Raw genomic sequence first — 14,019 nt, 5'->3', positions numbered from 1 at the left:
TTCCAAGTAAATCGATAGAAACACTCACTTTTTTGCACGCAAAAAAGGACAGAAAAGGGTAGCATAAAGATTGCTCTACCCTTCTCTGTCCTTTTACCTGAGAGTTTAGTTCCTTTTACGAAAAGAACCTTCCCCTTTGGTGGCATATTAATTATGCGCTCTCCAGAGTTGCGTCCAGTTATGGTTCCATCTACCTGAGAGATTTATTCCAAGGGTCTTTTTGGAACTTGCTCCTTCGGTGGCGTGTTAAATTGCACTCTCCCACAACCGTCATCCGCTCTATTTATTATTATTTTCAGAATAATCGCTAACATAATTCACGTCAAGCTTTTTTTATATAATTTTTGAAAGCGATAACAACAAAAGGTAATTAAGATCTTTTATCGTTTGCTGTTAATTTTCTGCAATCTTTTCCTGATTCACTGGATCTGCATGATTTTCCTTTAGATTCCGTACCTTATAAATAGCAATTAGCATAATAAACCAAACAGGAGTTACGAACAAGGCAACACGAGTATCTTCCGCTAACCCAAGGACAACAAGAACGAATGCAAGAAAAGCAAGGATTAAGTAATTGGAAACGGGATAAAACGGCAACTTGAATTTATTTACTTTTGCCAAATCAGGTCTTACTTTACGGTATTTTAAATGACTGATGACAGTAATTCCCCAAATAAAGATGAAACATACCGTAGAAATACTTGTAATTAGTGTAAATACTCCTTCCGGCATGATATAGTTTAAAATTACGGCAATGAGAATGACAACAGTTGAAAAGAATAATGCATTTGAAGGTATTTTTCGTGAAGTAAGTTTTGCGAATGGTACAGGTGCATTTTTATCCTTGGCCAGTGAGTAAACCATCCGGCTTGTGCTAAAGACAGCGCTGTTACAAGCTGAAGCCGCGGATGTAAGCACGACAAAATTAACGATACCGGCAGCAGCTGCGATACCAACCGCTACGAAGACTTGGACAAATGGGCTTTTCGCCGGATTTATGGCATTCCAAGGATAAATACTCATAATTACAAATAGTGCGCCAAGGTAGAAAATAAAAACACGGATTGGGATATTATTGATTGCTTTTGGGATAACTTTTTCCGGATCTTTCGTTTCGCCCGCTGTAAGGCCAACAAGTTCAATCCCTGTAAAGGCAAACACGACCATTTGGAATGAGAGAATAAACCCATTTATTCCATTTGGAAACATGCCGCCATGGCTCCACAAGTTCTTGAAACTAGACGGCCCTGAATTAGTAGAAAAGCCTTTAATAATCATGACAAGACCGATGAAGATTAGAGCCAAGATGGCAATTACTTTGATTAATGCAAACCAAAATTCCATTTCACCAAAAAGTTTAACAGTTGTAAGGTTCATAACTAACAGAATAACAAGGGCAATTAATCCTGGCATCCACTGTGGTACATTAGGAAACCAATATTGGGTATAAAGACCAACCGCTGTTAAGTCAGCCATGGCAATGGAGATCCAGCAAAACCAGTAGGTCCAACCAGTGATAAAGGCTGCCATATTACCTAAATAGTCTCTCACAAAGTCAACAAATGAATGATAGTTCAAATTGGTTAAGAGTAGTTCGCCAAGTGCACGCATAATTAAAAAGCAAATGACACCTGTAATCATATAAGCAAATAAAATCGAAGGTCCTGCCAAATGAATAGATTTTCCTGCCCCAAGAAATAACCCCGTTCCTATTGCTCCGCCAATGGCGATTAGCTGAACGTGCCTGTTCTTTAAACCTCTATCTAATTTTTGTTCTTGCATTGATTCCCCTCTTTTCCTAATTTTTTTCAAACCGTGAATACACCCTCATAATTTTCCAGTAAGTCCACCTATTTCCTTTGCCTCCTTTTTCACAACAAAAAAAGGACAGATGAAGGCACTATTTCTACCTTCTCTGTCCTTTTACCTGAAAGTTTCCTGCCAAAAAAGCAGATCCCCTTTGGTGGCATATAAAGAAATATGCACTCTCCAGAGCTACGTCATGTATTGGTCCTTATTACCTGAGAGATTTATTCCAAGGCTTTTATGGAATTTGCTCCTTCGGCGGCAACATTCGTTACTCTCTCCCAATACAATCAACCGTAAAAATATTCTATTGTTTTTGAAGAATTAAATAATTGAAAGCGGATTCACAAAATTATATTCTCACAAACTAGTTTTTTTGTCAATTCAGTTATTAGGGAAAATTCAAAATTTTTTATAAAAATAAAAGAATAGCAGTCTTCACATCCAATGCCGCTATTCTTTTCTATTTTGAACTTGAAGGCATTCTTCCACGACTCGATCTTTCATAATAAAGCTGTATTCATCACCAAACCTGAGCTGTAAAAGATCCCCTTTTACAAGAACAGGGCCATTGGTTTCATAATAGGTATTCGTTTTGTTTAACGTGCTTACAATTCCCCAAAAAATAGCCTTTACAAAAGGACCTTTTGGGTCGATTACCCTGTATTCCCCGATTCTCTTAACCTCCCCTAGATGGGCCCCTGTTTCTTCAAGAACCTCTCGACGTGCTGCTTCTTCAAGTGTTTCTCCTTCCTCTCTTTTACCTCCCGGAAATTCGAGACCACGTCTTTTGTGACAGGTTAATAACCAGGAATCTTTATATTGACAAATGACCAGCACATGCTTTGCCTCGTCGGGAAAGCTTTTTTTGGAAAAGGATAACTCAACTTTATTCCCATTTTGATCAATAAACTCTATCATTTCATTACCGCCTATATCCATTGATTCTTCCATTATAATCAATTATCTTAAAACAAAAAATCCTTATCTTTATGCGGATAAGGATTTCCTTTTGTTATTCATCTTTTGGTAAAATATTCATATTCCCAATATGATTCTTTGCTTCTTCATCTCCAAGCTTATAAATAATTCCATATACTTGTTGAATCGTGCTGTCATACTGGTGATTTTCACGATCATGATGATATTCGACAAAGGGAATATGAGCGCGGATAAAAGCATCCCATTCAGTAGAATAGTTTTGATCAAATAATTCACGCAGCTCGGTAATTTCATCATCGGTTGCTTGAATTTTATAGCTCCAGGTTGAACTTCTTGCATTTTGCGTTATATGCCCTGTACCAACATCTATATAATAAGTTTTCTTTTGCTCATCCATGCTATCAGCTCCTTTTTCAGGCCATGACTCTTTCGTTTCAGAGGTGCCCGATTTTCTTAACACTAATTATCATTTTCCACAAAGTGATAATTTTTATTCTTTTTTTAAATGTAATTCGTTTTTTAGAAATGGCTTCTTTATAGTTTTGTAAAAATTACCAATTTCACCTTTAAAATATTGATTGACTTTCCTTTTTTTTTCACCTTGACAGAATGCTGAATTAACAGTAAAATAAAAACCACATAAAACTTATTCTATTATTATATAAAAATTAATTTTCCTTTAGCATTCGGTTAATACCACCTATTGGCTAAATGAAAAAGGAGTAAACTAAGAATCAGAATAGGTTGACTCGGATTCTTTATAAATAAGAAAAATGTATAAAATGGTAGACTAATAAAAAGCCCAAATTAGGCTAGTTAAAAGTAAACCGACAATTTTCAGAGTTTAATGGTTTGATATAAAACCATTAAATAGTGAAAAATTGTCGGTTTTTTTGTTTTAAAAATGCTATGAAGAAAGGAAAATGATGCAAATGGTTATGAATTGTATTCTCGGAATTTTTGCTGCTTCGGACCATTCAATTCCATGGAGGGAAGCCAAATGCTAATTTTCCATACCTCTAATTTACTGCCAATGACTTTTTTTATGTTACTTGCAATCTCGGTATTAAGCAGCCTAGTACTATTAATTCCGAAGGTCCCATTGAATTTCGTCCGTATTCATACTGCGATCCTTTTGCTGCCTCCGCTGGCAGCTCTAATCGCCCTTATTTCAAATAATAGAAGTGTAAATTTCGAGCCATGGCAATTTGATACATTATCATGGCTGATTACATCATTTGTCCTTACGATTAGTTTTATTGTGCAGCGTTACTCCATACATTATTTACTTGGCGAACGTTCATATCGTAATTATTTTGTATTGCTGACCATTACAACAGCTGCCGACTCGCTTGCATGGCTAAGTAATGATCTTCGTTTACTGCTACTCTGCTGGGGCGTGACACTTCTAGGCTTAACCGTACTCATTGGCTTAAAGAAGGAATGGCAAGTAGCCAGAAATGCTTCGATGTTGTCCGGCCGTATATTTGCATGTAGTTGGATTATCTTGTTAGTAGCGGTCATCTGGATCACACAGAAGACAGGTCACTGGCAGTTGTCGATGGTTCTTTCAAAAAATAGCCTTGCACAACTTGATTCATGGGATAAAACCTGCATTAACTTGCTGTTAATCGCAGCTGTTGCGATTCCGGCAGCACAATGGCCTTTCCACCGCTGGCTGCTAGACTCAGTCATTGCGCCAACGCCTATTTCTGCCGTTATGCATGCAGGAATTGTGAATGCTGGTGGAATTATGTTAACTCGTTTTGCACCACTATTTAGCGGAGATGCAGCACAGGTGGTTCTCCTAGTATTATCTAGTTTTTCAGTTTTGATGGGCACGGGCATTATGTTGGTACAGGTTGATTATAAACGACAGCTTGTAGGCTCTACAATCGCACAAATGGGCTTCATGCTGATTCAGTGTGCTTTAGGTGCCTATTGGGCAGCAATCATTCACGCTGTATTACACGGCTTATTCAAGGCCACTCTCTTCTTACAGGCCGGTTCAGCTGTTCATCACCCTAAATCCACAGCACAGATACATCAGCCAATATCCTTGATATGGACAATCATTGGAGCCATTTTAGCCCTCCTATTAGGAATTGGTTTTTGGCTGACTTCTCCTAAGGATGGCTATCATTTAATCAACGTTCTTATTTTAGGATGGTCTGTGTTACTTGCTTGGAGGCAACTTGTGGCTAACGGAAATGGTAAAGTTGGGCGTCTTGCAGGATTGGTCCTGTTTTCAGGAGCGGGCATTGTTTTTAACCTGGTACACACCGCCTTTTATCACATGTTAGATAAATCCGTACAGCTTGGAACAGAATCTCCAGCACCGGCAGCCATTTTCCTTCTTTTTATTCTGCTCGCCGGCAGTACGCTTGGGCTATTACTGGCTCGGTATCGATCGTCCGCTTTCTTTACTGTGATATATTTATGGCTTTTACGGTTAAGTGAGCCAAAAAATAACTTTTTTGAAAGCCATCCAAAGTATTTAACACGATTACTGTCTCAAGGAGGGAATTTACGGTGAGCAATTCATTAACATTAGCCCATTCCTTTACTGTAGAAAACGAATCATATCCCCAAAGTCTTAACGATTTGGTGGAGTCTTCCAGTAAAGTTATAGCACCCCTGGGTCCTATAACCACGTTTGCTGCGCGTCACCCTTGGGAAGGAATGGAACGGGAATCATTTGAAGAAGTGGCACGCCGTTTAAAAGCTGTTATTGATGTAGATATTTTCCCAAACGAATCAGTATTATGGTCTGCTCGAAATCGGGGAGAGATTCATCAAGAATTTTTGGAAATGGGGCTTCAAAAATGGCTGGATGCACAATCTTTAAACCTTCCCCGTGATATTGCAGAACGTTTCTGCCGAGCTGCCCTTTTGAAGAAGCAAATACCTTCCAAGCCATTGGAAGCATCTGAGCTAAAAAGATTGGGAAAAAAAATAGGCCATTTTAAATTCCAGATTATCGAAAAACAAGCCGTTAAAACGTTTAGTCAGCGCTTGGAACTGCTGGGTGATGAAAGAATCTCGAAAGATCTCAATCGTCACATGATTAAGTGGTGTAAATTGTTTCTGGATGAATCCCAAGCTGTCTGGTCTATGCCGAATCGCGAAGATGGTTTCTATAATGCGTGGCGGAGACTGATTAAGTATGATCCAGACCTAAAAACTACCGTACGAGAGCAGCTGAATGACGGACCTGAAAAAGCCGAAGATGCTTTAATGAAGGCATTGTTGGAAATGGAAATCCCTTTTTCAGAGATACAGGAATATCTAGAAGCTCATTTACTTGCCCTTCCCGGCTGGGCGGGTATGATGCTCTGGCGTTCGCAGCAGTCATCACGAGAAAATTTACTACTTCAGGAATATTTGGCCGTTCGGATTTCCATGGAGTGTGCATTAATTAAACCTTACCTCCCCTTGCCTGAGCAAAAAATAGAAGATAAAGTCTTCTTAGAACCGTTAATTGCTGCTTGGGTTCAGTGGGGTGAGATGCCGATCAGTTTATTGTCCCAATTGTCTTCTTCAGAACTCAAAGTCTACTTGACACTTGCCTATCGTTTTGATCAGGTTATCCGCCAGCGCCTTTGGTTAGAAGCATGGGAAAAAACCTACGAAGAAAAATTGATGAAGATGATTACATCGAAACAACTGGCTTCAGAAAAAAAAGCAAAGCCTATATTGGCACAATTTGCATTTTGCATTGATGTGCGTTCTGAACCTTTTCGCCGAAAGCTGGAACAGGAGGGTCCATTTGAAACATTAGGAGCCGCGGGTTTTTTCGGATTGCCGATTGAAACGGCAAATCTGGGCAGTGAACACAGCCATAACTCCTTACCGGTTATGTTCAAACCGCAATTTAAAGTAAAGGAAACTTCATCAGAGGTGGATTTAGAGCATTATCAACAACGGAATCATGCTGCCCATTCACTAGGCACTGCGTTTAAGACAATGAAGCATAACCTGCCTTCAAGTCTGTTGCTGCCAGAAATCAGCGGTCCCTGGCTGGGGCTGCAAACGTTGGCAAGGAGCTTTATTCCAAGAAGCGCCGGATCTGCATTCCGAAAAATTCGAAAAACTTGGCTGCGTAAACCTTCCACTCAACTCTCATTGGAACGCGAACATACTTTGGAAGCAGAGCTGCCGGTTGGGTTTACTGATGAGGAGAAAGTGTACTATGTTCGCCAAGCTTTGAAAATGTTGGGGCTTACCAGCTATTTCGCTCCATTAGTGGTCATTTGCGGACATGGCAGTCACAGTACAAACAATCCATTTTCCTCGTCACTCGACTGCGGGGCATGCGGCGGCGCATCAAGTGGAATCAATGCCCGGGTGCTTGCGTCCATGTGTAATCTTCCAAGTGTTAGGCAATCTCTTGCTTTGGAGGGAATTTCGATTCCGGAAGATACCGTTTTTGCCGCAGCCGAACATATTACAACCCTTGATGAACTAAAATGGCTTTATGTTCCGGATCTAACAAATTCAGCCAAAGAAGCATTTGATCAAATCGAGGCCATATTGTTAAAAGTTAGTGAAAAAGCTAATGCTGAACGTATACCACAATTACCAAATATAAACTTGAATTGCAAAAATCCAAAGGCCGAGGCTGAACGCTTTGCAGAAGATTGGAGTGAAGTACGTCCTGAGTGGGGATTAGCACGCAATGCAGCCTTTATTATAGGAGAACGAAACCTTACCCGGGACTGCAATCTGAATGGGAGAGCGTTTTTACAAAATTATAAATGGCAGAATGATAAAAACGGTGATCTGCTTACTGCTATTATTGATGGTCCAGGTACAGTTTGCCAATGGATTAACTTACAGTATTATGCATCTACTGTTGCCCCACATTATTATGGCAGCGGAAATAAAGCAACCCAAACTGTAACAGCTGGTATAGGAGTTATGCAAGGGAATGCCAGTGACTTATTATCCGGACTTCCTTGGCAGTCTGTGATGCAATCGGATCTAGAGGTCTATCATGCTCCATTAAGACTGCTGATGGTCATTCAAGCGCCAAGAGAGTATGTGCAGAGGGCACTTAACCAAAATCAGGCATTTCATCAAAAAGTTAAAAATGGATGGATTCGGCTTGCGTCCATTGATCCGGAAGGAAACTGGAAGAACTGGTCTTAATGCTTTCCCCCAGTAAAAAAAGCCATATATTCGTTCGTAATTTAAGTAATTTTGATAGAGAGAAGGAACAGGAATCATTATGGATAAATCAAAAGGAACTATTGAAGCCGAAATAAGTAAAGCTTTAACTCATTGGGAGAAAAATTATCTGGGACGCGGTTCAGTATCCGTTAAATCAGATATCTTACGAGATATGATTATCGTAATTTTACATGGCATATTATCCCCCGCTGAATATTCCCTTTGTCAGGACAAAGAGGGATTATTATCAGTGAAAAAGACTCGAAACAGTTTAGTTGAATCAGGCATAGAAGAATTAAAAGATATTATTTTCACGATAACTGGTCAAGAAGTTGTTAGTTTTTACACTGATATCAGTACGCGTACCGGAGAACGCGTCATGTTTTTTAAGCTTTCGAGTAATTTGGAGAACAAATTATCTTAAGAGAGGATAATGAGGTGAATGCAATGGGTACAGATAAGAAAAAAAAGTTGTTTTTTGTCATTGGATTGAACCATAAAATCGAACATATCCTAAATGAGAATTCCAATATGAATCCTGAGAATTTCCTGATTTTGCAAAGCTATCAACAAGTTATTTCCCCCTTTGGTGATTTAATGAGGGACATCATTATGGCTGTTTATCAAAAAAATGTAGACGAAATCATTGTCGCAGCAGCTGTAGAAGAGAACAAACCGAACTTAGAGGCAATCTTTAAAAAGATATACGAAAAAAAAGAATTACAGAAAAAAATTGAAACATTTGATTATCTTTTTAAACATTGCAGACCTGAGTTTCCAAGGGGAACAATAAAGGAATGGCTCGAGGGCAGCGGTACATTACATGAAAATATAAATACCACTGTCAACATCATCCGAAACCATCCGTTGATTCCTTCGGATGTAAAGGTTAGGGAATTAATAATTGATAAGGCCAAACTTGCTGTCTTTTAAACTTCAATCTTAAATGGGGTAGTGAAACGCATTACCCCCTTCTTTAACTAACCACAATATTTTCTCTCCACAAAGATAAATTTAATTCTTTTTTAAATTTGGGTTCATTTTTTAGAAATGAATGCTGTATAATTATCATAAAATTAAGGAAACAGATTTTTAATTGTGTAAAAGGGATAAAATAATGATTAAGTAAAAATATTCTCATAGGAGGTGAACAATTTGAAATTAGTTGATGAACTATACGAAATGTATCGGAATAAATTGACTGGTGACGAAGAAGATATTGATATGCTGGCATTCGCTTTTCTTGAGGAAATGTCCCATGAAGATTTACTCGCATTAATCCAAGATATGGATAAACAAGAACTTTATGATTTGATGGGGTTATATTTAATCGAAAGTTTAAAGGGTAAATTTGCTCAAGAAGAATATGGACAGCACCGGACACATACCTTTTATCCTCGTAATATACATTAATTTTACATATAGAATAAGGAGAAATTGCCTTTGGGCAATTTCCTTTTTTTTGTACAAAAAAAGGTTGATGGCATGCTACAATAGTGGTGGAAAGGGGGAAAAAAGATGTATACAGTTTTCGTAGTATGTATTGTAATTGTAATCGTTGTTTTACTGCTTGCAGTTCTTACCACATCTAAAGCCTACTCATATAAACATACCGTTGATCCATTGGAAAATAATCCTTATGCAGAGAAAGAAAACAAGGATGAAGAGGAACAAATTAAGCCATAAAAAAATTCCTATTCGATTGAATAGGAGTTTTTTTACTATGCAAATACTTGCTTTAAATCCTCTTTGCTGATTTTAAGCCATTCACGCATTAACTCTTTAGCGGCTTCTAAATTGTGAAGCTTTGCCTGCCCACACTGTCTTTCAGTTGCAGCTGGAACTTCTGTTGCTTCAAGTGAAATTTTCATTGTATCTTCAATAAGATCAATAACTTTATCTACTGTTGGTTCTCCATTAACAACAAGGTAATAGCCTGTTTGACACCCCATAGGCGATATATCAATAATGCTGAAATCATACTTTTCAGCAGCCTCACGAATATTATGTGCCAGTAAGTGCTCAAGAGAATGAATGGCATCTGGTTTCATGGCCGCTTTATTTGGCTGGCAAAATCGAATATCAAATTTATTAACAACACCGTCGCTGCCTACCTTTTGGACACCACAGTGGCGGACATACGGGGCTTTAACAGCATTATGATCTAAATCAAAGCTTTCAACTGAAGGCATTCATATCACTCCTCTACATATTTCTTCCCTATCATACTATAAAATCCGAGTTTTTACATCTACTTAGTTCAAATTAACAATTTAGACGTTACTTTAAAATTATGGTATGTTGTAGATACTGATTCTCTAGAGGTGAACTGCATGTTTAAAAAAACATTTATCGGGTTGATTCGTTTCTACCAAGTGGTGATCTCACCTTTAAAACCGCCGACCTGCCGTTTTTATCCCACCTGCTCCCATTATGGCTTGGAGGCCATTCAGCGCTTTGGAGCACTAAAGGGCGGCTGGTTAACAATCAAACGGATTTTAAAATGTCATCCTTTTCACCCAGGAGGTCTCGATCCTGTTCCTGAAAAAAAGAACGAGGTAAAGGATATTAGTCCTCGTATCCGTTGACAATCAAATCAAGCTTTCCTGTCTTTGGATCAATAACAAGGCCATGAACCGGTACGCCTTCTGGCATTAGCGGGTGATACTTAATGGTATTGACACTGTGGACAACACTCTCTTGTACGTTATCAAACCCATGCAGCCACTCTTCAAAATCAACCCCTGCATATTTTAATGTCTCAAGTTTTTCTTCTGAAATCCCCCGCTTTTTCATGCTTTCAATTACCGGGCCTGCTTTTAGTCCACTCATGCCGCAATCATGATGGGCAATGACCATTACTTCATCTGCTTGTAATTCAAAAACTGCAATCAGAATACTGCGCATAATACTACCAAACGGATGGGAAACAATCGCACCAGCATTTTTGACAAGTTTGATGTCCCCATTATTCAAATTCAGCGCTTTTGGCAATAACTCCAATAATCTGGTGTCCATACAGGTAAGGACCACCATTTTCTTTTTTGGGAATTTGGTCGTTTCATATTTTTCATATTCCCGATTTTCCACAAATTGCTTATTAAATTCCAAAATATCATTTAACATTTTCTGTCCTGTCATAGCCATCTACCTTTCGTTTCGTAATTCCTTTTCTCTATCTTATATAAATTCTGCTTCCGGCAGTAAACTTTTTGCTTGCAAATAAGGTTATTTTTTTGTAAGATACATAAGGAAATCGGAATCGTTCCGTATTATACATGCAATTTTTAAAAAATTTTCTCATTTAAATCGTAATTAATCCGATTTATTATTTTATTAAAGGAGTTTTTATGAAAAAAATTATTCTTTTTCTTTCGATCCTAGTTCCTTTAAGTTTGCTATTGGCAGGATGTACATCCAATAATAACCAAGTGCAAAAAAAGAAAGGGCAATTAACCATATATACAACAGTATTCCCACTTCAGTATTTTACTGAACAAATTGGCGGAAAATATGTAAATGTAAAAACCATTTATCCCCCTGGAGCGGATGAACATACCTTTGAACCATCGCAAAAGGATATGATGAACCTTGCAGATTCAGACCTATTTTTCTATATTGGTTTAGGTCTTGAAGGCTTTGTAGAAAAGGCAAAGACCACCTTACAGGACGAGAATGTTACATTAGTTGCAGCTGCTGATCAGCTTCAACTTCCAAAAGATCAGCATGCTGATGAAGCGGATGAAGATGGCCATCAACATGGCGATATAAACCCCCATGTATGGCTTGACCCTATATACTCTAAAGAAATGGCTGGAGTTATTAAAAATTCATTAATTAAAAAAATGCCGCAGCATAAAGCATTATTCAATGAAAATTACCAAAGGCTTGCAAAGCAATTGGATAATCTAAATACAAGGTATCAAGAAACGATAAAAAATGCACCACATAAAGAAATAATCGTTACCCATGCTGCATTTGGCTATTGGGAAACTCGTTATGGAATTAAGCAAATTAGTATTTCCGGTTTATCGACAACGAATGAACCTACACAGAAAGAATTAGAAAAAATCATTTCATTGGCCGACCGTGAAGGATTACACTATATTCTTTTTGAACAAAATGTTCATTCAAAATTAGGAGAGATTGTCAAAAATGAAATTGGTGCAAAGGCACTTCCCATTCACAATTTGGCCATTTTAACCGAAGATAATATTAAAAATAAAGAAACCTATTTTACTTTAATGAATAAAAATTTAGCGACGCTAAAAACTGCTTTATCTAAATAAAATTCCTTTTACTCCCACGGATGGCACAATACCAAACATCAAAAGCTATAGCTGTATTACGAAATTAAAAGGAGTGATACAAAATGGCACAAGATGTTTTATGTGAAGTCAATAACTGTACTTATTGGGCAAAAGGAAATAAATGCAGCGCTGAACAAATATATGTTGTAAGTCATAAAGGGAAAACAGCAGATAATATTCAAGAAACAGATTGTAAAACCTTTGAACCTGAGGGAATATAACGAAGAGAACCAGGCATTTGTGATCTGCCTGGTTCTTTTTAATTACTAATGTTCTCCTTTAAGCTTTCTTCTTAACAGCTTGTTGGAAGCATTTCTTGGGAGCTCTTCAACAAACTTAAAATCTTTTGGCACTTTGTATTTGGCTAAACGCTCCATACAAAATCGTTCAAGTTCATTTTCGGATACAGCGATTCCCGCTTTTTTCACAATAAAAGCAATAGGCACCTGACCCCATCGTTCGTCCTCTTGTCCTGTTACCCCTGCATCCATAACAAATGGATGGGATAGAAGAACCGATTCAATTTCAGCTGGGTAAACATTTTCCCCCCCTGAGATAATCAAATCTGAACGGCGATCTAAAACATATAAAAAGCCCTCATCGTCTAAATATCCGATGTCCCCCGTCGAAAACCAGCCATCCTTCGTCCTGTCTAACATGGCTCCTGGGCGGTTTAAATAACCTGGAGTAACATTAGGGCCTTTAACGAAAATTTCTCCTGTTTCGCCTTCCTGAGCTCTTCGACCATCATCCAGCATAATCTGAACTTGTGAAGGAAAAAGCGGCTTTCCCGCAGAACCTAATTTTGAAATACTATACTCTGGTGACAAGGTTACAATTTGCGAGGAGGTTTCTGTCATTCCATATGTCTGAAATACAGGGACATTTTTTGCCACGCAGGCTTGAAGTAATGGCAATGGTGCGGGGCCTCCGCCAAGCAGCATACAGCGGAATGATTCCGGCAGCCGCCTATCTCCCAGAAAATCAACAATTCTTGTTAACATAGTTCCTACAATAGACATAATGGTAACCCGCTTACTATGAAAATCCTCCACTATTTTTTCAACATCAAAGCTCTCATGAAGAACGATTGGCATACCATATATAACACTGCGCATGAGGATTGAATAACCACTGATATGAAAAAGAGGGACCGAGCAAAGCCAGCAATCCGAATCGATAAATCCAAGATTAAGCGCAGACCCAACTGAGCTCCACCAGTGATTTCCATATGTCTGCATAACTCCTTTTGGTTTACCTGTTGTCCCGGAGGTGTACATGATCGTACAAACATCTCCCAGATTAATTTCCTCTTGTATATCGGGAGTTTCCATTGGGAGGCTGTCCAATTGTTCTTTTATAAGGGTTGGAAGTGTTGGAAGTATATCTCTTATTTCAAGTTCTTTATCAGCAAAGTTTTTTTCCGTTATCAAAAAGGTCGCCTGGGAGTCTTTTAGCTGCCAGATGATTTCAGACGAGGTTAAACGGTTATTGAGAATAACTGCCCTAACTCCGAGAAGTTGAAGTGCAAATAATACCACAATCGTATCTAGGTGGTTTTTTAATAAAACCCCCACATATTGCCCCCTTCCAACCCCTTGACTTTGAAGTTTGCCTGCGGTTTTAACTGTTTGTTCGTAAAGTTCATGAAAAGTTAATTGCCTGGTATTAAAATAAACCGCTACGCGGTCAGGTGTTAAATATGCTCTATTCTTTAAAAAATTAGGAATTATATCATTTTGCATCGTAGTCACCAACTTTTAAATTTCCGCTTTGTATTAAAACAGCT

15 protein-coding genes and 2 riboswitches are annotated in these 14,019 nt (G+C 38.3%); of the genes, 9 read left to right on the top strand and 6 right to left on the bottom strand.

The genetic code is table 11. From position 1 onward, the window contains the following. Window positions 1–75 precede the first annotated feature (75 nt). Window positions 76–176, bottom strand: a riboswitch (glycine riboswitch). Window positions 177–393: 217 nt separating this feature from the next. The 3 genes from ACFQZ9_RS16355 to ACFQZ9_RS16345 form a co-directional block, all read right to left on the bottom strand. Further along, complete coding sequence (locus ACFQZ9_RS16355) at window positions 394–1,782, bottom strand: amino acid permease (protein WP_198309503.1); 1,389 nt, start codon at window positions 1,780–1,782, stop codon at window positions 394–396. A gap of 216 nt (window positions 1,783–1,998) precedes the next feature. Continuing rightward, window positions 1,999–2,100: riboswitch (glycine riboswitch) on the bottom strand. 159 nt (window positions 2,101–2,259) lie between these two features. Then, window positions 2,260–2,748, bottom strand: coding sequence for an RNA deprotection pyrophosphohydrolase (gene ytkD / locus ACFQZ9_RS16350; RefSeq protein WP_498944613.1), 489 nt, complete (start codon window positions 2,746–2,748; stop codon window positions 2,260–2,262). A gap of 73 nt (window positions 2,749–2,821) precedes the next feature. Continuing rightward, window positions 2,822–3,145, bottom strand: a complete 324-nt coding sequence (locus ACFQZ9_RS16345; RefSeq protein WP_498944612.1) for a hydrolase — start codon at window positions 3,143–3,145, stop codon at window positions 2,822–2,824. Between the two features lie 603 nt (window positions 3,146–3,748). Between ACFQZ9_RS16345 and ACFQZ9_RS16340 the strand changes: the two genes are divergently transcribed. The 6 genes from ACFQZ9_RS16340 (at window position 3,749) to ytzI (ending at window position 9,606) form a co-directional block, all read left to right on the top strand. After that, complete coding sequence (locus ACFQZ9_RS16340) at window positions 3,749–5,284, top strand: NADH dehydrogenase subunit 5 (protein ID WP_498944611.1); 1,536 nt, start codon at window positions 3,749–3,751, stop codon at window positions 5,282–5,284. After that, the gene (locus tag ACFQZ9_RS16335; protein ID WP_498944610.1) at window positions 5,281–7,899 is read left to right on the top strand and encodes a DUF2309 domain-containing protein; all 2,619 of its coding nucleotides are present in this window, start codon (window positions 5,281–5,283) and stop codon (window positions 7,897–7,899) included. Before ACFQZ9_RS16340 ends, ACFQZ9_RS16335 begins: the two co-directional genes overlap by 4 nt. Window positions 7,900–7,978: 79 nt before the next feature. Continuing rightward, window positions 7,979–8,344 carry a Na-translocating system protein MpsC family protein gene (locus ACFQZ9_RS16330; protein WP_498944609.1) on the top strand — a complete coding sequence of 122 codons (366 nt, stop codon included), beginning with the start codon at window positions 7,979–7,981 and terminating at the stop codon, window positions 8,342–8,344. Between the two features lie 23 nt (window positions 8,345–8,367). Continuing rightward, the gene (locus tag ACFQZ9_RS16325; RefSeq protein ID WP_498944608.1) at window positions 8,368–8,853 is read left to right on the top strand and encodes a carbonic anhydrase; all 486 of its coding nucleotides are present in this window, start codon (window positions 8,368–8,370) and stop codon (window positions 8,851–8,853) included. Window positions 8,854–9,075: 222 nt separating this feature from the next. Then, the gene (locus tag ACFQZ9_RS16320; protein ID WP_198309509.1) at window positions 9,076–9,333 is read left to right on the top strand and encodes a DUF6154 family protein; all 258 of its coding nucleotides are present in this window, start codon (window positions 9,076–9,078) and stop codon (window positions 9,331–9,333) included. A gap of 105 nt (window positions 9,334–9,438) precedes the next feature. Then, on the top strand, window positions 9,439–9,606 hold the full coding sequence (gene ytzI / locus ACFQZ9_RS16315) for a YtzI protein (protein WP_498944607.1): 168 nt from the start codon (window positions 9,439–9,441) through the stop codon (window positions 9,604–9,606). Between the two features lie 35 nt (window positions 9,607–9,641). On the opposite strand, the gene ACFQZ9_RS16310 is transcribed toward ytzI, so the two are convergent. After that, window positions 9,642–10,112, bottom strand: a complete 471-nt coding sequence (locus ACFQZ9_RS16310; RefSeq protein ID WP_198309511.1) for an S-ribosylhomocysteine lyase — start codon at window positions 10,110–10,112, stop codon at window positions 9,642–9,644. A gap of 141 nt (window positions 10,113–10,253) precedes the next feature. Here ACFQZ9_RS16310 and yidD point away from each other — a divergent pair, with 141 nt between their 5' ends. Then, a complete protein-coding gene (gene yidD, locus ACFQZ9_RS16305) occupies window positions 10,254–10,508 on the top strand; it encodes a membrane protein insertion efficiency factor YidD (protein ID WP_498944606.1) in 255 nt (84 codons plus the stop codon). Here the strand turns inward: yidD and ACFQZ9_RS16300 are convergent. Continuing rightward, a complete protein-coding gene (locus ACFQZ9_RS16300; protein ID WP_498944605.1) occupies window positions 10,489–11,061 on the bottom strand; it encodes a beta-class carbonic anhydrase in 573 nt (190 codons plus the stop codon). The two genes, yidD and ACFQZ9_RS16300, sit on opposite strands and share 20 nt — an antisense overlap. A gap of 209 nt (window positions 11,062–11,270) precedes the next feature. Between ACFQZ9_RS16300 and ACFQZ9_RS16295 the strand changes: the two genes are divergently transcribed. Both ACFQZ9_RS16295 and ACFQZ9_RS16290 read left to right on the top strand, forming a co-directional pair. Further along, window positions 11,271–12,209, top strand: a complete 939-nt coding sequence (locus ACFQZ9_RS16295) for a TroA family protein (protein ID WP_498944604.1) — start codon at window positions 11,271–11,273, stop codon at window positions 12,207–12,209. 83 nt (window positions 12,210–12,292) lie between these two features. Beyond that, complete coding sequence (locus ACFQZ9_RS16290) at window positions 12,293–12,451, top strand: DUF1540 domain-containing protein (protein WP_198309515.1); 159 nt, start codon at window positions 12,293–12,295, stop codon at window positions 12,449–12,451. 45 nt (window positions 12,452–12,496) lie between these two features. Here the strand turns inward: ACFQZ9_RS16290 and ACFQZ9_RS16285 are convergent, their stop codons facing one another. Continuing rightward, a complete protein-coding gene (locus ACFQZ9_RS16285) occupies window positions 12,497–13,975 on the bottom strand; it encodes a 2-succinylbenzoate--CoA ligase (RefSeq protein WP_498944603.1) in 1,479 nt (492 codons plus the stop codon). Between the last annotated feature and the right edge of the window lie 44 nt (window positions 13,976–14,019).

Origin of the sequence: Neobacillus sp. GCM10027624, from assembly GCF_042675345.1 — a bacterium.
GTDB classification, from domain to species: Bacteria; Bacillota; Bacilli; order Bacillales; family Cytobacillaceae; genus Neobacillus; species Neobacillus cucumis_D.
This window is presented reverse-complemented; position numbering and strand designations above follow the sequence as displayed.